At 61.4% G+C, this 15,764-nt stretch carries 14 protein-coding genes; 6 read left to right on the forward strand and 8 right to left on the reverse strand.

Annotated features, from left to right (window positions below):
- Positions 1–39 precede the first annotated feature (39 nt).
- The 3 genes from Q1K31_RS14640 to Q1K31_RS14650 are packed head-to-tail and all read right to left on the reverse strand — an operon-like array spanning position 40 to position 3,100.
- Positions 40–2,061, reverse strand: a complete 2,022-nt coding sequence (locus Q1K31_RS14640) for a ParB/RepB/Spo0J family partition protein (RefSeq protein WP_300381101.1) — start codon at positions 2,059–2,061, stop codon at positions 40–42.
- A complete protein-coding gene (locus Q1K31_RS14645; protein WP_300381104.1) occupies positions 2,058–2,531 on the reverse strand; it encodes a hypothetical protein in 474 nt (157 codons plus the stop codon). Before Q1K31_RS14645 ends, Q1K31_RS14640 begins: the two co-directional genes overlap by 4 nt.
- 5 nt (positions 2,532–2,536) lie before the next feature.
- Positions 2,537–3,100, reverse strand: coding sequence for an antirestriction protein ArdA (locus tag Q1K31_RS14650; RefSeq protein ID WP_300381106.1), 564 nt, complete (start codon positions 3,098–3,100; stop codon positions 2,537–2,539).
- A gap of 283 nt (positions 3,101–3,383) precedes the next feature.
- Here Q1K31_RS14650 and Q1K31_RS14655 point away from each other — a divergent pair, with 283 nt between their 5' ends.
- Positions 3,384–3,812, forward strand: a complete 429-nt coding sequence (locus Q1K31_RS14655; protein WP_300381108.1) for a GNAT family acetyltransferase — start codon at positions 3,384–3,386, stop codon at positions 3,810–3,812.
- 244 nt (positions 3,813–4,056) lie between these two features.
- Here Q1K31_RS14655 and Q1K31_RS14660 read toward each other — a convergent pair whose 3' ends face one another.
- The 3 genes from Q1K31_RS14660 to Q1K31_RS14670 are packed head-to-tail and all read right to left on the reverse strand — an operon-like array spanning position 4,057 to position 4,979.
- Positions 4,057–4,227 (reverse strand): hypothetical protein, encoded by a 171-nt coding sequence (locus Q1K31_RS14660; protein ID WP_300381111.1) that lies wholly within the window; start codon positions 4,225–4,227, stop codon positions 4,057–4,059.
- An 11-nt stretch (positions 4,228–4,238) separates the two neighbouring features.
- Entirely contained in the window at positions 4,239–4,664 is a 426-nt protein-coding gene (locus tag Q1K31_RS14665; RefSeq protein ID WP_300381114.1) for a thermonuclease family protein, read from the reverse strand.
- A gap of 45 nt (positions 4,665–4,709) precedes the next feature.
- Entirely contained in the window at positions 4,710–4,979 is a 270-nt protein-coding gene (locus tag Q1K31_RS14670) for a hypothetical protein (RefSeq protein ID WP_300381117.1), read from the reverse strand.
- Positions 4,980–5,327: 348 nt separating this feature from the next.
- On the opposite strand from Q1K31_RS14670, the gene Q1K31_RS14675 reads away from it, so the two are divergent.
- The 5 genes from Q1K31_RS14675 to Q1K31_RS14695 all read left to right on the forward strand — a co-directional run bounded on the left by Q1K31_RS14675 (position 5,328) and on the right by Q1K31_RS14695 (position 10,222).
- Positions 5,328–5,603 (forward strand): DUF3892 domain-containing protein, encoded by a 276-nt coding sequence (locus Q1K31_RS14675; protein WP_300381120.1) that lies wholly within the window; start codon positions 5,328–5,330, stop codon positions 5,601–5,603.
- Between the two features lie 293 nt (positions 5,604–5,896).
- Complete coding sequence (locus Q1K31_RS14680; RefSeq protein ID WP_300381122.1) at positions 5,897–7,303, forward strand: tetratricopeptide repeat protein; 1,407 nt, start codon at positions 5,897–5,899, stop codon at positions 7,301–7,303.
- 173 nt (positions 7,304–7,476) lie between these two features.
- A complete protein-coding gene (locus tag Q1K31_RS14685; protein ID WP_300381125.1) occupies positions 7,477–7,614 on the forward strand; it encodes a hypothetical protein in 138 nt (45 codons plus the stop codon).
- A gap of 78 nt (positions 7,615–7,692) precedes the next feature.
- Complete coding sequence (locus Q1K31_RS14690; RefSeq protein ID WP_300381127.1) at positions 7,693–8,394, forward strand: lasso peptide biosynthesis B2 protein; 702 nt, start codon at positions 7,693–7,695, stop codon at positions 8,392–8,394.
- 1 nt (position 8,395) lies between these two features.
- A complete protein-coding gene (locus Q1K31_RS14695; RefSeq protein WP_300381130.1) occupies positions 8,396–10,222 on the forward strand; it encodes an asparagine synthase C-terminal domain-containing protein in 1,827 nt (608 codons plus the stop codon).
- Here Q1K31_RS14695 and Q1K31_RS14700 read toward each other — a convergent pair.
- Together Q1K31_RS14700 and Q1K31_RS14705 are read right to left on the reverse strand one after the other, a co-directional pair.
- Positions 10,219–12,870 carry a prolyl oligopeptidase family serine peptidase gene (locus Q1K31_RS14700; protein ID WP_300381133.1) on the reverse strand — a complete coding sequence of 884 codons (2,652 nt, stop codon included), beginning with the start codon at positions 12,868–12,870 and terminating at the stop codon, positions 10,219–10,221. The two genes, Q1K31_RS14695 and Q1K31_RS14700, sit on opposite strands and share 4 nt — an antisense overlap.
- Positions 12,871–12,957: 87 nt before the next feature.
- On the reverse strand, positions 12,958–15,714 hold the full coding sequence (locus tag Q1K31_RS14705; RefSeq protein WP_300381136.1) for a TonB-dependent receptor: 2,757 nt from the start codon (positions 15,712–15,714) through the stop codon (positions 12,958–12,960).
- Positions 15,715–15,764 lie beyond the last annotated feature (50 nt).

A 15,764-nucleotide genomic window follows, 5' to 3' on the forward strand; every position in this document is an offset into this window, starting at 1 on the left:
ACCGGGCGGCTCGCACTCTGCTGGACGGGAGACGCACCGTCAGGCAGCGTCGGACTGTGTCACGGCCTCATCATCGGCTGTATCCGTTCCCGTGCTCTCGAACAGACCCGAAATCCGCGCCCAAGCATCGGCGGGCGGTGACCCGGCTCCATCGACAAGGGGGGTTGGCGGCACCTGCATCCAGCCCGGCCGCCAGTCGGGACGGGCCTCGCAACCTTGGCCACTTATCCGGTTTGCGAGCACCTGTTTCTGCGCCTTTCCGGTCTCGGTGCGGCAGCTATCGGCCAGCGATTTCGTCGCAATATCTCCGACCATCGCATTGATCGCGCGCTTGTCGCGGGTCAGCTCGAAGAAGGTCTCGTCCGGTGCCCAGCAGGCTGCCAGGTCGGTGCTACAGACATGCAGTACGGCCTCGACAATGCCGTTTCCGGCTTCCAGCGTGCGCGCCATGACACTCGCCAGAACCTGCAACACTTCTGCGTCCGATAGGGCGAGCAAAGCCGAAAACAACTCGCACAGTCGATAGTCATCGCCATTGCGATGGAAAGCGGGATTGACGTTCAGCGCTTTCAACAGGGCGTCGGCATCAGCCGTCCGTTCTGCAAGGCTCGCCACCGATGCCGAGGCCTCCACGCTTGCCTGCGTCTCCTCTTTCCGGGTCCGCACTTCATGCGGGCGTACATCCCAGAGCGCACTCCCGGTCATCGCATGCGCGACCATCAGGCGAAGCGCAATGGCAGGCGATCCGGCAAGGCTTGCCTGTGCGGCGGCATGGCGGTGGAGCAAGATGTATTCCGCAAGCGGGCCGGACATTTCCGGGCGGATCGAGGCAGGCTCTGCTGTACCGCCCTTCTCTGCGCGATCACGTTTTCGCGCCTCCGCACCGGATACATACCCTTCATGGAAGGTCACCGTGCCGTCATGGCGGATTTCGACAAACACCTTGCCACCATCTTCCCGGTCACACCGGACATGGTCCCAGCGGTGGAAATACGCCCCGCGTTCGAGACAGACGACATCGGCCCAGCCTTCCGCAAGATAGGCCTCTATGCGGGCCGCGACGGCTACTGACTGCGCCTTCCAGAACTGGTCCGCATCGGCGAACACGCCATGCTCCCCGAACAGGTCAGCTGTGACTTGTCCTTCATAGGTGTCGAGGTCGAACAGCGCCTTGTCGGTGGTGATGGCTGTGCCGCCCGTCACCCATGCCCGGCAGGAACGCCCCATCGGCGCACGTTCGTTGTCGCTCTGCCAGAGGCGTAACCAGTCCGCCTGCTGGTCCGGCGTCGCAAGCGTCAGCGCCCGGATCGTCTCGCGGTCAATCTCATCTGCGGCATAGAGCTTGCGGATAGGATCGGCGAGTGAGGCGAGCGCCAGCACGCGCCGCACAAGCAGTCCGGTCACCCCGAAGAAGGTCGCGATATCGTCCACCGCCCTGCCCTCGTCATGCAACCGCTTGAAGGCGTCATACTGCTCCATCTCGGTTGCCGGAAGGCGTCCGACATTCTCGATGACGGAAGCCGCGATTGCGCTCGCCGCATCCTTTTCGGGCATGACCGCGCACGGGACGAGTGGCGTCTTGCCGGTCTCCTTTTCGAGTTCCTTCAGGGCGAAGAAGCGGCGGCGTCCGGCGATCACGCCATAATATTTGCCTTCGCGCCGCACCAGCAGGGTCTGGCGAACGCCCTTTTCGCGGATCGACGGCAGGATGTCGGACACGTCCGGTTTTTTGCGGCTGTTACGCATGTTGAGCTTCGAAATCCGCAGTTCATCAAGCGGGATATGTTTCAGGTCGGGCTGTGCCATAGGGGTCTCCTTTTCTGGCGGGTAAAGCGAGAGACCGAGCGCCCATGCCGGGTCTCTCCAGTTGATCTTGGTGTAGGGAAAGCCATCGCCGTCGCGGGAGGGTTCGGGGTCGGTCTCGCCCCAATCATAGTCCCGGAGGCTGATCGCGGGCGCGCGGCCCTCGACCCAGATTTCAACAATCCGGGCCTCGGCAATGACCAGCGTCAGCCGGGGGCGCGGGCCGAGTGCTTCGACGAGGGAAAGCGCCGCGCTCATGTCGCGGCCCAAGGCTTTAGCGTCATGGCAAGGCGCTGGGCGGCCTCCCGGCCCGTTATCAATGCGTCAGTCAGAAGCTCATTGGCGACCTGAGTGAGATAGGCATTGTCCGAGCCGGGATAGTTGACCTCAATACCCCAGAGGCTCGCGGCATGTGGCGCGATCAGGATGTCGTCCACGCGAACCGACAGCATGATCCCGCAATAAAACCATTCATCCGTCTTCCAGGCCTGCATGACAGCTTCGGCCTGTTTGAGAGCGGCGTCATAGCGCTGGCGCGGCTGTCGCCCGGCGCCGATAAATCCCGGATCGCCGATATCGAGTGAAGGCCAGAACCCGTCCTGCCGCTCGTCAGGGCGGTCGGAACAGTCATCGCGCACGATGCGCGCGGTAACCGTGAAGCCCTGCGCGTCACACTGGATGGTGTCGCCTTCACAGGCGAAGCTGTCGAAATGCTGTGTGAATGTCATGGCGCTCACCGCGTCCAGAAGACGTGAACGTCTTCAAACCCGGCCTCGAAGACCATGATGTCGCCCGAGAGCTCCATGTCGCGGGCGAGCGCCTGCCAGTCGATATAGTATTCGAGACTGGTGGGGATTTCCGTCCCGGTGTCACGGTGGAGCCGTTCGGCAAAATCCGCCGCGCTGCGGTGGCATCCAGCATAATCGTCAAACGCCGCGCGGGCCTGTTCGAGGTCATCGCCGAAATGGCGGTGGACCAGTGCGCCGAGCCTGCCATGGTCGGTAATGAAATCGGCCAGGTCGCAGACCGTCTCGAAGCTCGCATATTCCGACAGGTGCGCGCCTTCGAATCCGTCATGATCATGGATGGCCCATTCTTCCGCGTCCGGCAGCGGCGAGTCCGCCAGCATCGTGCGCACCGCGTCCATGATCTCATCCGGCGTGGTCGCGTCGATCCATGTCCCATGCAGACAGCCATTATTGTAAGCGGCCAAGCAGGCGACATAGACACGCGGGCGGCTGTCAGGTGCAGGCGCGGTGTCTGTTCCAAGAGGAGGTGAAGGTTGCGTGGTGGGCATGGCGTCAGTCCCGTCTCCCCGCCCAAATGACCCTCCCGCATCAGGCGGGGGTGGGCGGCGAGAAGGCCGGCAGGCCGGACCAATTAGCCGGTGGCGCAAGGCGGCAAGGTAGGCCGCTCACATGGCCTTCATACGGACACAGCTCCGGCGCCTTGCGCCAGCGGCGGGTCCGGGCAGACCGGTCGTCCGCCCACCGCCGTCTGGAAGGGACCCGTCAGCACGCCGGGGAGGAACGGGTCGCCGGTCGCGCACCAGCCGCCGAATCCGTACAAGCTGATCTGACATGACCTTGCACATTCGCGAATTTCGGGAGGAGGATCGTGACCACGTCGTCGCGCTCTGGAGCATGTGCGAGCTCACGCGACCCTGGAATGATCCCGATGCAGATATCGACCTGGCCGTACGAAGCCGCGAGGCGAGCCTGCTCGTGGGCCTGAAACAGGACGAGATCATGGCCAGCATCATGGTCGGCCATGACGGGCATCGCGGATGGATATACTATCTTGCCGTGACGCCAGACCATCGAAGCCATGGACATGGCCGTGAAATGATGGCGGAAGCCGAACTCTGGCTGCAAAGCCGGCGCATTCCAAAGGTTCACCTCATGGTGCGGTCCGGCAATACGGACGCCGCAGAAGTCTACAAGGCTCTCGGTTATGAGCGCCAGGAGGTCAGCGTCTTCGGAAAATGGCTCGGCCCCGAACGGTCATAGGGCAGATACGTCTGACAGACACCCATTGAGACCAGGCAGCCCGTGACCCCTCTGGCGCAAGACAGTGGGACGCGCGGGCTGGCGCGATCACCGGCGAGACACCCGCATGCCGCAGCGTGGACCCGGCAGGGGGCCACGCGGGGGTCCGGAGACGAGCCGGGCTGCTGGCGGCGCGTGCCGTCAGCAGATCAGCTCCCGCGAACCGCGGGGTGATCGCCACATCAAGGCCTGATGCCGGAAAAGGTTAGAATGCTCTCCAGAGGCCCGTCATGCTGAGGAATACCAGGGTGAGAAACCCCAGGAAACTGAACACGAAGACCAGGCGGCCAATGAAATCCCGCCAGCCCAGGATCAGGAAGTCCGGGCGCTCTGACGGATCCTGCGCCTTTTCACGATCACTGTCCTTGTCGCTCATGCCGGCCTCATCTATCCGCACCAGTCAGGCTTCGAAGAAAGCGCCCTGCCCCCTTCGTGCGGCCAGGGCTTGAGCACGCCTTCGCGCAGGCCCGCACGGGCGATGTCCTGCCCATCTGCGCTGAGCCGGATCACGACCCGGCCATAAAGGTCGGGTGGCTCCTGGTGCGTGATCTCGAGACCGGCATTCCGCGTCAGCTCGGTCATGAAGGCTTTCGCCTCGAAGCCCAGTTCACGTTCGCCTTCACAATGCGCCCCGCCAATGGCCGCGCCCACGCCGCCGGTTTCCGGGGCGTCGACATCGCCGAGCCGGAAATCCATGCCATGAACCCGGCCACTATCACCATCGGACCAGTAGATCGAAGCGTCCGTCTTGCGGTCTTCGGACTGGGCAAATGAACAGGCGCCGAGACTGGCGGCGAGAAGAAGCCATCTCATCAGGTCTATCTAGCCAGATTCGGCGTGACATGGGCAGGTGCTTCGTCACTCACGGTCCTGCAATGCCCTCAATCTTCGCCTGGCCTCATCCTGCAATATTCCGAGCTTCGTTACTTTCGACCGGTTTTGCACGACCTCCTGGATCGCCACCTTGCGCACCGCAATCCGGTCGAGGTGATCCTGTTCCTGCCGCTTAAGATCGTCGGCGATATGGGCGATGTAGTGCTCCAGCGCTTCTACGGTGCAGAGGCCTTCTGGAAAGCCGGCAAGTGACACGCGGCCCTCCCGCGTCAGATAGGATGGCGGAACGCTCATTGTGTCCTCACAGGCAGTATTTCCTCAACACCAATCAACACCCCATAGAACAAGACACGCCCGGAAACGGGCAATGCCTGGCTCCTTTCAGGATATGTGCCATTTCACCCGCGAAGCACTTGGCCCGGCCCTCTGCAGGCCAGCAAAACCTGTAAAAATTCCACCAGACATATCGACAACTCTCAGTGACAGACCTCCACCTGTACGCGAGCCGACAGCCAGAAAGACTGCCGCTCATTCCATCAAACCGCCGATGGGGTGCTGGCGGTCAGGCGATGGGAGAACCCCCTCAATGTACAAGGCCTGCCGGCCAGCGCCCCTGGCACAAGAGTGCAGAAAAGGACGCACATGATGAAAGCAAGACAGGTCAAATGGGTCGAACGCAATGAGACCGACCCTCACCGCCGCATCTCCCGGCTGGGCGGGGATGATTTCACCCATACGGTCCTGGAGGCCATCATGAACGTCCACCATGGCGAATGTCGCTACTGGATGATCTACCAGGGCGCGCCGGTCTGGATCGTGCTCGATACACGCCCGGGCGCAGCGTATCTGCGCACCGAGTTCGATGCCGGTGAGCCCGACATGCTGCTCAGCCTGCCTGGTGAGACAAAGGCCCGCTAAGATCACGGGACTGCGGGGCCTTCCGCGTTCCGCAGTCCTCTGCGGCCATGCGTGAGCGTCCGCAATGATAGATTATTCTATTTTATATATAGATCAGCTAAAAGGTTACTCAGCCCCGACTTTCTTCCAAACGCCTGCCATAAATGGGGTTTGCACGAAACCCTCTTGATTATCGAATCTACTTATGATTTATTATTTGTCCTCTCAAAGTCAAAAACTGAATAGCTGGTTGACGCTGCCGCAGACCATAAATGGTGCGGTAGCGACAAAGCCGCGAATGCGAGGACGGGACAGTGGCACTGCGGCCGGCAGAAGGCCGGGCAGAAACAGACAAGGAAACAGCAGCCGCAGCGCCAGAAACCTGGCGCGATTGCATGCGCGCAGGCATGGAGCTTGCCCGGACAGGTGAGCTTCACCTCGCGGTCAGCTGCTTCGACGCGGCAAGACAGACACGCTCTGATCATCCGCAAACCCTTCATACATGTGCCAGCACGCTCCTGCGGGCCGGTAAGACGGATGCGGCATGCCGCGGTTTCAGTCAGCTCATTCAGCTGGTCCCGGAATTGCCCTCGGCCTGGCACGGGCTCGGGCTGGCCCGCCATGGGCGCGGAGAGATTGACGAAGCGCTTGGCGCCTTCCGTCAGGCGGCAAGGCTCGATCCCAAAGCCTGGCGCTCCTGGCAGTCCATCGCGGACATCACACCAGACGAAGACGAGCGGATCCTTGCGATCGGCCACGCCGCCGACAGCCTGGAAGCCCGCGCCGGAGACCCTCGCACAAAACCTGACATCATCCTTCGCGTCTGCAATGCGCTGGCCGACGCACACAGGTTCGAGGATGCTGTCATTTTCGCTCGAAACAATCTGTCACGCTTTCCGGATCAGGCATTCGCGCACGAACGAATAGGCCATTGCCTCTATGCAGCAGGGGCTTTCCAACCGGCCTTCGAACAGCTGAAGCGTGCACTCGCCTGTACAGCCTGCCCGACCGCGGCACCATCAACCCACAATCATGGCTTCGACCCCGGCAAGGCAACAGAGGCGCTCAACGAGGTCTGCACTATACTCTCAGCAGCCGGTCTCGTGCCTTTTCTGGCCGCCGGCACATTGCTGGGTTTCATCCGCAACGGCCAACCCCTGACCCATGACCGGGACATCGATATCGGTGTGTTCGCTGATGAAGCTGCGCCGGGTATCGCGGCCATCGTCCGTCAGCACCCAGCCCTCATGCTGGAAAGGCGCGCTCGCCCCGGCGAGCGCTATTTCGCGCTGACGCACAAGGGCATCGGCGTCGACATCTTCCTCTACGAGAAAACAGCCCGCCATGCGCTTTGCGGCTTCAGCCATCATCCGGGCGATATCCAGTGGCGCTTCACAGACTTCCGGCCCATCAAATCCCGCTTCCAGGGTCTGACCTGTCACATCCCGGAGAGCCCGGAGCGCTATCTCACCGAAACCTATGGGCCTGACTGGCAGATTCCAGACCATGGTTTTGCTTCGGCGATCAGCTCGCCTGCCCTCTACAAGACGGATGCCTTCGCCCGGGCCTGTTACAGCGCGGCCCGCGCCAGACGCGCCCTGAAGGCTGGCGACCGGGGTAAGGCGCGCGCCCTGATCAACCAGTCCCCCATTCCAGTTCCCCTCCAACCAGACATGCAGGATGCAAGCACCGATGAGATGAACAGACAGAGCCGCCGTTAAATCGTCAGCGTTTTCAAGCCTCCCGATCGCGCACAGCTGATCGGACAAGAAGCTTTGCGTATCCACCATAACGCCTTGTTTTTATTACGAATCTTTGGTTGACTCCCTCTACTCAAGAGGTCACACTCAAGGCGCTGCCAGAACGGCGGCGTAACCTCAGAAGGAGAAAGACCATGAATACCAGGACAGACGAATACGTCACCGAAGACGAGTTCGAGCCAATCGAACTCGGTACGGTTTCCGAGGAAACCCGCGGCGGTCAAGAACTCGGTGTCGAGTTTGCCAACGGGCCGAATTCCCGGATCGCCTGACCCGTATCAAGGAGAGGGGGAACGCAAGTTCCCCCTTTTCCCCGAACCCATGGAAGAGCCATAGCCGAGGCGGCACGGATGAACAGCCAGTACTATCTGCCGGATGACGTTCATGTGTGTGCCTGCGGCACAATATACATCATCCTTGACGCGGTGAATGACAGGTATCTGTGTCTGACATCCGACCAGTCATACCTGTTCGCGCAGCTTGCAGCCGCCGACGGCCATGTTCCCACATTCTCGAAAGCAGGCCAGCTGGCGAACCGGCTAGCTGATCAAGGCATTCTTACACCCCGCCATGCGGCGGGGCATCCTATCGCCCACCGCACATTCCCTGCGGCGGCATATTCGATCACCGACCGGCATCCGGTTTCCCGGCCGCTCCCCCACTGGAAACACACACCGCATTTGATGCTGGCCATTGCGATATGTCTTGCCCTGCGAAAGGCAGGACGTAGACATATCGCGCGATGCGTCCACGCTGCCCGTACGTGGAAAGCCGGCATTCCCGGCAATAGCGACACGTCCCGAGACCAGGTGCTCGCCCTGACGGAAAGCTTTCATGCGCTGACACCCTATTTCTTCACAACCCAGGACGCCTGCTTCTTCAGGAGTCTTGTCCTTCTCCGCTTCCTTTCGAGCTTCAATATCTCAGCCGAGTGGGTGTTTGGTGTGCGGCTTGCCCCGTTCGATGCGCATTGCTGGGTCTCACATCGCGGGATTCTTCTGAACGAAACTTGCGACAAGGCGGCAGAGTATCAGCCGATCATGGTCGTATAGAATGAGTGCTTTCTTCGCCATGATCTGGGAAGCGGAGAATATGAAAGCCGCCGAGCAGGCTGGTGTCATCGAAACACGCCTGCATCATCATTTAGGCAGATCCGTAAGCTCATGCACCGCAGAGGGCTTACGCGTTTATGATCTGCATCCGGCATCAACCAGCCCGGGATTGATCGAACTCCGGCCGGTCAATAGCCAGCCTTCCGGCGCCGTCTTCGGCACACTCTTCAAAAATCGGACAGACCTCGTCGCGGGTCCACCTTTGACTCAGTTCGATCCCTCGGACAGTGCGCACCTCATGACATCTGCGGGCAGCGCCCTGATCTCGGACTTCTGGGGAAGTTATGTCGCAGTTCTGAGAACGCCCCAGGGCGTGGCCGTTCTTGCGGATCCGACCTCGTCCATACCCTGTTTCTATAGCAACGCCGGCAATGTCACACTTGTCTTCTCACACCTGGAAGCGTGCGAGTTTCTCGATCGGACACAATTCTCCATCAACTATGACTTCATCCGTGCGCTGCTCGTCTATGACAAGATCCAGAACGGGCAGACCGGCCTGAATGAAGTGCATGAACTTGCGGGCGGGCACCGTCTGACCGTTACCCGCCAAGGCCTTCATGTCGAGCAGCTGTGGGACCCGCGCAAGACTGCGCGCAGACCCTGCGAGGAGGCGGAACCCGCGGCTGCTTCGATACTGCGGGACACGATAGAATATGTCGTGCATTCGAGGGCTAAAGCCTGTCACGGCGGTATAACCCTTAATCTCTCGGGCGGCCTGGATTCAGCGATCGTGGCTGCGACGCTCGGCAGACATTCCTCTTTGACCCGGGCCAACGCCGTCCACTTCGTCCTGCAATCTGAAGATCCATCTGAGCTGGCGTATGCGCAGGCAGTCGCCAGTCATGCCGAGATCGGTCTCGAAGAGGTTGCGGTTACGCCGCAGCGGACGCTGCCGGGTCCGGCAGATCATCCTTTGTCGGTACGCCCATTCCGCAGCTTCCTCGGACAGGATCTCACAACCCACCTTGCCGGGCTGGCGCAACTGGAAGGCCGCACGATCTTCACAGGCCAGGGTGGCGATCACCTGTTTCTCGAAACCCGCAGCGCGCTCGGCTTCGCCGAATACCTGCAACACTGTGGTCTGGGCAGACAGGCCCGCATGGAGCTTCTCAACTCGGCCCGGCTTTCCGGCCTCTCCATCTGGCAGGCGCTTGGCAAAACCTTCGCCACGACATTGAACAGCTTACGGAATGGCGATGGCGCTCATGGTATTCTCGACCGCAGGACCCGGATGAACCAGAACGACCATGAGACACTCGATCCGGCAGCCCTGTTGCCGGAATGGGCCAGCGACAGGCAAGGTCTTCCAGCCGCAAAGTTCGGCCAGATCGCCAGTCTGGTTCACATGTTCCAGATCCGCAGCGGGCTTGCATCGCTCCACTCCCGGCCGGTTGTTCACCCGCTGATTTCCCAACCGCTTATCGAACTCTGCCTGCGGCTGCCCACCTATCTGCTTTGCACTGACGGACAGGGGCGCGGGCTGGTCCGCAAGGCCATGGCCGGCCTGGTTCCGGATCAGGTTCGGCTCAGACGCTCGAAAGGAGACGCCTCCCGATTTTTCATCGACCAGCTGGATAGCCACCGCGAGATGATCGCTGAGGTGATCCGGCATGGCGAGCTGGTCCGTCATGATCTGCTAGATCCGGCAGATCTGGATATATTTCTCGGGCGCGAGGAATACCGGCACCAGACATTCGGGCGTATGCTGCTCATCCATTACGCCATTGAGGCCTGGCTCCAGTCATGGAAGCAGGTGGGGCGACACTAGTCGCGAGCACGCGGCGTATCCTCGTCCGGAGTGAAGATACCGCTTTCTTCGAGAAACCCATCGATCCGCCTCCAGAAATCGCGGATATTATCAGGCGATGAGGGACCATGCCCTTCGCCCCAGTAGCGGACATAACGCGCCTCCTTTCCAGCCCGGTAAAGCGCGCCGAACATTTCGTCATATTGCGCCATGTCGAAATAATCGAAATCGCTGTGGACGAGCAGCACGGGTGCCGTGATGTCCGCCGCGTTCGCGACGGGGCTGGTTCGCGCATAGGCGGCGGGGTTTTCAAGTGCACTTTCGCCAAACCCGAACGGACAGTAATGGCTTGGCCCTTCCATGGCGCATTCATAGCGCCACCTGTTATCGCCGCCATTCTGGTCGAGATGAAAATACCGCATCAGCCCGCGCGCGCCAAAATAATGACTGAAATAATCGGCCCAGCCATTGACCGATATCACGGCGGCAAGCCTGTCCGACTGTGTCGCCGCGACCAGGGAGGCAATTCCGCCCTGGCTGAAGCCGTAAAGCGCAATACGGCCGGGATCGGCATAGCCCTGCTCTACCAGCGCGCCGATTGCCTGATCCAGGAGATTCCCATACCCGGCGAGCGACCCCTCCGGCGTGGAAGCGAGATCGAGAGGCAGGGCGGGACGAAAGTAGATAAATCCCCGGGCGCTCCAGAGATCATCCAAAACGGCCCCGGCCCGGGCGGCATCTTCAAGGGTCTTACACCTCCCGCCTGTTCCCGTCGGGTAGACTTCAACCAGAACCGGATAGCGTTTCCCGCTTTCATAGCCGGGCGGCAGAAGGAGACAGCCCTGCATGGACCTGGCCGGTTGCTCCCCTGACGGATCCTCCAGGGTGTAGGAAACCGGCCGGTCAACCGGATGATTTATGCCGTTGAGATGCTCATTGATACGTGCCAGCTCCTCAACACGCCCGTGCCCCCGGATGAGAAGCAGACGCGTCGCAGCCCCCTCCTTCAGCGTCGCGACCATGGCCCCGGCCGCCCGGGACGCGGCAAGAACCCTCGCCCCGGCAATGCCGACTGGCTGGAGTGCGACAGCATTGTCAGTCCCGTCAAAGTTGACATGAACAATGGCGCCATCGCCCTCCACATCCGGCGTCTCGACAATGAAGTCCGCTGTATCCTGCAAGGGGTAGCGTATCAGCGGCGAGCCGAGGCGGAACTCGTTCGACCAGCTGTGCGCCATGTTTGGCCGATAGGTCAGCGGGCCAGTGATTTCGATACCTTCCGGCAGAATAGGGTCTACAGGTCTCTCCGTCCCAAGCCGAACCACGTTCGTCCCAGATATGATCGTAATCGACCGGTCACCGGCGTGGAGCAATTGCCCGGCCGGGCTGTCGAGCGAAGCAGACAGGTTCGAGATCGTGCCGCCCGGACCGAGCAGGTACCAGTCGAGCCGCTCCTCATCTGCGTCTCGCGCCAGCACGGCAATACCTTCATCGAGCAGCGCCGCACGCGCCGGACCCGCCCACCACTTGTAATCAGGATCCAGATGATTGGTTGCGAGAACCAGCGCGCCATGGTCCCGGCACCCGGGTCTAAGCGCCGCGGTATCGACAATGTAGAAACACCCCTCTTGCGGGGTTTCCTGGCGGTCCCATCCGAAGACGGCAAAGCGCCGGCTGTCCGGCGACCAGGTCAGGGAATGAGGATCGATGTTAAACGGACCATTGAAGACGTCGGTCTTCCCCGTCTTGAGGTCGATCAGCCGCAGCCCGTAGCGCCGGTCGAATACCGGATGCGTCTCGTGTGCCACAGGGCGGGCATCGGGGGGCGGACGCCGGCGTTCCCCGGTCCGCGCAGCAATCAGGTAACGGCGATCCGGCGAGACACGCACACCTGCAAACCGCCCTTCTGCCACAAGCCTTGTTGTTCCGGAGGAGAGATCAAACTCGACAAGTCGGCCGGACGCCCAGTCTTCGGACCGGTCGCGCCCCGTGCTCACCGCTTCCGATGCTGTTACCCCCTCGCCGGACCATGCCTTGTTCCATTCGCGCCAGAGGAACCGGCCAGCCGTGCCGCGACTGCGCATCTCGGAGCCTGGGAGGTCGGGGTCGCGCACCGGCACGACGAAGCGATCATTCGACGTCCAGACAAGGCGTTCATTATACCTCGCTCCGGCGACATATCTGTCGCGTATATCAGGCATTTCAGAGAAGCGGACACAGTCGTCGCGCCCCGTGCGGCAGACGACCAGGCGATGCCGACCCAGCCTGTGTTCAATCGTCACGACCCGGCTTCCATCCGGAGAGAACCCGAACAGGAAGTTCGTCGCGTCCGGATCGAGGCCAGGTTGAAGCCGCGCAGGTTCAGAACCGGCCATATCCCTGACCCAGAGCTGGTGTCCGCTCAGCCCATAGGCCCGCAACCAGTAGGAATAGTCAGCCAGTGTCTCATAGGCGGGCACGAGATTGTAGGCGAGCCACTTGCCATCCGGCGAAAAGGCCGCCTCACCGATCCCTTCGATCATCAGTACGTCATCAAGGGTCAGCAGGCGGCGACCTTCATCTTCACCGGTCCCGGCACGTGCCGCAAAAGGATCAGCAAGCAGGCAAAGCAGCCCGGTCACAAAAACCAGACGGACCATCTCCGCCCGAAACAGGAAACGGGAACTCATCGGGTCTCTCCCCTGATGCATGGCGAAGGCCCTCTGCGTCACGATGCTTTCCAGCGCGCGACAAAAGGGGCCTCGGCCGATGACACTTCAGAACGTCTTGCGAACTTCGACGCTGACGAACCGGCCGATCGGAGAGGCATTGGCCGGATCGTAGCCGGTCAGGGCGAACCCGCTCAGAGGCGGCGCACTCGGCGGCGACTCATCGAACAGATTGGTCGCCGAAAGATTGAAGACCGTGCCCGATAGCCAGCCCGTCCGGTCCTCGCCAAAATCGTATGACAGCGAAAGGTCGGCGGTAATCCATGAGCCGATCCGGCGCGCATCGGCGGTACCATCAATCCTGTAGTCATCGGTATAGTTGACGAAGAAATTCCCCGTAAAACCACCCCTGGAGAGACCAAGATGCGCGCGCAACTGCAGGTCAACCGGATTGTAAAGCGTGTTCAGTGTCTCGACCGCCGGCGTCGTCTCTGCGGCCTGCTTCACGAAATCGATGATGTAGTTCGCATTGATCCCGGCCGAGACACGCCCGATTTCCGCATCCGCGGAATAACCAAGCTGGAGGTCGATCCCGCGCGTTTCGGTCGACGCCAGATTGCGTGTCAGATTCACCCTGTTGATGAAGCCGATATTCTCGACCGCGGTCGCGCCACCAGCCAGAATGACCGGGCGGCTGAGCGATGCCAGCAGGGCATCGATCTGTACGTCGGTGGGGAAGAAGATCACCGTTCCAGCCGGGAAAAGATCAGGATTGTCAAAAGCCAGGCCGGGCGCGAAGTTGGAATTCAGATTGCCCGGAATGGGTGTCGCACCGAGACGGTCCTCGAAATTGATATCGTAATAGGAACTGCTCAGAGACCAATCGTGTACGCCCGAGCTCACCTCATAGTCGATCCCGGCGGTGAAGGTTCGCGACGTCTCTGGCTCAAGATCGGGGGCTGTCCCGTTGGCCTGGATATAGTTCACACCGGCCAGTGACGGATCTGGCAGCTCTATGCCGAATATACCGCGTATGAAATCATAGGGCAGCACGCCTGCAATCCGGTCAAGCGCACCGGCCTGACCCAGCGCCGGGGGCGCGAAGGATGTGCTGTAGGAGCTTCTGAGGTTCAGCCCGTCCACGGGTGCCCAGAGGAGCCCGATCTTGGGGTTCGACGTCGAGCCGAAGTCGGAATAGTCGTCGATACGGCCAGACAGGTTGAGTTCGACGCGGTCCGCCAGCGGCTGGGCGTTGCCCGGCCCGATCAGCGGAAACAGGACTTCCGCATAGACAGAGGAAACATCACGCTCACCGTCCCGCAGCGCGGGCGATCCGGCCTGCTGGACCCTGAAACGCTCCTGGCGGACCTGTCCGCCCATGGCTGCCCTCACCTGCCCGCCCGGCAATTCGAACAGATCGCCATTGAGCAGCACCCCGGCTGACCAGAGATCGGACTCGGTCTTCTGCCGCGACGGATCCCGCGGCACCGGCGACAGGATCCGGGACGTCCGGTCATTCCGGATCTGGCTGTAATTGCCGTCCAGCGACAGGATCCAGCGGTCAGAAAACCGGTATTCCGCACCGAGATTGAAGGTCAGGCTTTCAGACCCGATCCTGTTGCGGCCAGCGGAGGCAAAACTGCCAATGCCGACCGCCCGGCTATCAACCTCGCGGTCGGAATAAAGAAGTGTCGATGAGAAGTCGAGCCGGCGCCCCACCTCCTGATTGGCGGACAGGACCAGGCTGTTGCGGGTCTGGGCGGGGAGCAGGTCGAACACATCGGTAAGTGTGATCGGGTCGCCGCCCGACAAGGGCGGGACGGCAATATCCGGGCGCTCCGACAGGGTCAGGTTTCCACGGTCGGAATATTCATAGACAGCGAGCAGGTTCCCGCTGTCCCACGCGGTCCCGGCGGACTGGCTGAAGCGATATGCGTCAAGATCGCCGCTGGTCACCGTTCCGTAGCGCAGCGCAGTTTCCGCCCCTTCAAAGTCATCCCGAAGGACAAGATTGATCACCCCGGCCACGGCATCGCCGCCATAAATGGAAGAGGCCCCGTCGGTCAGCACCTCGACCCGTTCAAGGGCTGAGACCGGAATGAGGGAGAGATCGACAAAATCCCCTATCGTTGAGGTCGGAGCGACCCTGTTGCCGTTCAGCAGGGTCAGCGTCGCCCCGGATCCCAGCCCGCGGAGATTGGCACCGGTGCCATAAGTATTGTTCGATTGTGAGTTGCGGTCATTCGGCAGTCCCTGCCCGGCTGCAAACTCGGTCGACCCGCCGCTGAAATTCTGCGGCAGCTGGCGGATAAACTGTTCGGTCGAAGAGGCTGCCGACTGCAGCAGGTCCTCGCGGTCATAGACCTGTAGCGGAGAACTCTCCGGCGCGAAGCCGCGCAGACTGGTGCCGGTCACCCTGACCGTATCGATGCGAAGCGCACTTTCCTGGTCCGTTTCAGTCCCGGCGGGTCCAGGGACCTCCACAGGCGCGACGGGAGTCCGTTCGGGTGCTCTCTCGCGTCCCGGTACAGGTGCATCAGGCGCTTTCCTTACAATCAGCGCTTCACCGCCGCCACGAACCGCAACCAGCCCGCTTCCGGCCAGAAGGCGTTCCAGCGCTTCTTCAGGCGAATAGTCCCCTTCGAGAGCCTCAACATCACGGCCTGCAACAAGCGGCCTCGAGAACATGATGGGCGTACCGGTCTGTGCGCTCAGCGCCTGCAGGGCTTCAGCCAGCGAGGCTGCCTCGATCGTCACCTCTGTGCGTTCGCGCCCATCCTGCGCGGCAGCCGTGCCAGCGCCTGCGATCATCGATACGGCCACTGCGCCAAGCAGTTGCCGTCTCAGGCCAGTCTTCATCCCCATATTGCCCCTCCGGACGTGTTGTTGAATCCGGCTGGCACCCCGGTCGGGCC

This window comes from Henriciella sp. (genome assembly GCF_029936995.1).
Classification (GTDB): Bacteria; Pseudomonadota; Alphaproteobacteria; order Caulobacterales; family Hyphomonadaceae; genus Henriciella.

Bases quoted from the DNA above. Each gene is read 5' to 3' on its own strand.
- Q1K31_RS14655 (WP_300381108.1), top strand. From the start codon at position 3,384: ATGACCTTGCACATTCGCGAATTTCGGGAGGAGGATCGTGACCACGTC.
- Q1K31_RS14695 (WP_300381130.1), top strand. From the start codon at position 8,396: ATGAGTGCTTTCTTCGCCATGATCTGGGAAGCGGAGAATATGAAAGCC.
- Q1K31_RS14670 (WP_300381117.1), bottom strand. From the start codon at position 4,979: ATGAGCGTTCCGCCATCCTATCTGACGCGGGAGGGCCGCGTGTCACTT.
- Q1K31_RS14660 (WP_300381111.1), bottom strand. From the start codon at position 4,227: ATGAGCGACAAGGACAGTGATCGTGAAAAGGCGCAGGATCCGTCAGAG.
- Q1K31_RS14665 (WP_300381114.1), bottom strand. From the start codon at position 4,664: ATGAGATGGCTTCTTCTCGCCGCCAGTCTCGGCGCCTGTTCATTTGCC.
- Q1K31_RS14675 (WP_300381120.1), top strand. From the start codon at position 5,328: ATGATGAAAGCAAGACAGGTCAAATGGGTCGAACGCAATGAGACCGAC.
- Q1K31_RS14645 (WP_300381104.1), bottom strand. From the start codon at position 2,531: ATGACATTCACACAGCATTTCGACAGCTTCGCCTGTGAAGGCGACACC.
- Q1K31_RS14685 (WP_300381125.1), top strand. From the start codon at position 7,477: ATGAATACCAGGACAGACGAATACGTCACCGAAGACGAGTTCGAGCCA.
- Q1K31_RS14700 (WP_300381133.1), bottom strand. From the start codon at position 12,870: ATGAGTTCCCGTTTCCTGTTTCGGGCGGAGATGGTCCGTCTGGTTTTT.
- Q1K31_RS14690 (WP_300381127.1), top strand. From the start codon at position 7,693: ATGAACAGCCAGTACTATCTGCCGGATGACGTTCATGTGTGTGCCTGC.
- Q1K31_RS14705 (WP_300381136.1), bottom strand. From the start codon at position 15,714: ATGGGGATGAAGACTGGCCTGAGACGGCAACTGCTTGGCGCAGTGGCC.
- Q1K31_RS14640 (WP_300381101.1), bottom strand. From the start codon at position 2,061: ATGAGCGCGGCGCTTTCCCTCGTCGAAGCACTCGGCCCGCGCCCCCGG.
- Q1K31_RS14650 (WP_300381106.1), bottom strand. From the start codon at position 3,100: ATGCCCACCACGCAACCTTCACCTCCTCTTGGAACAGACACCGCGCCT.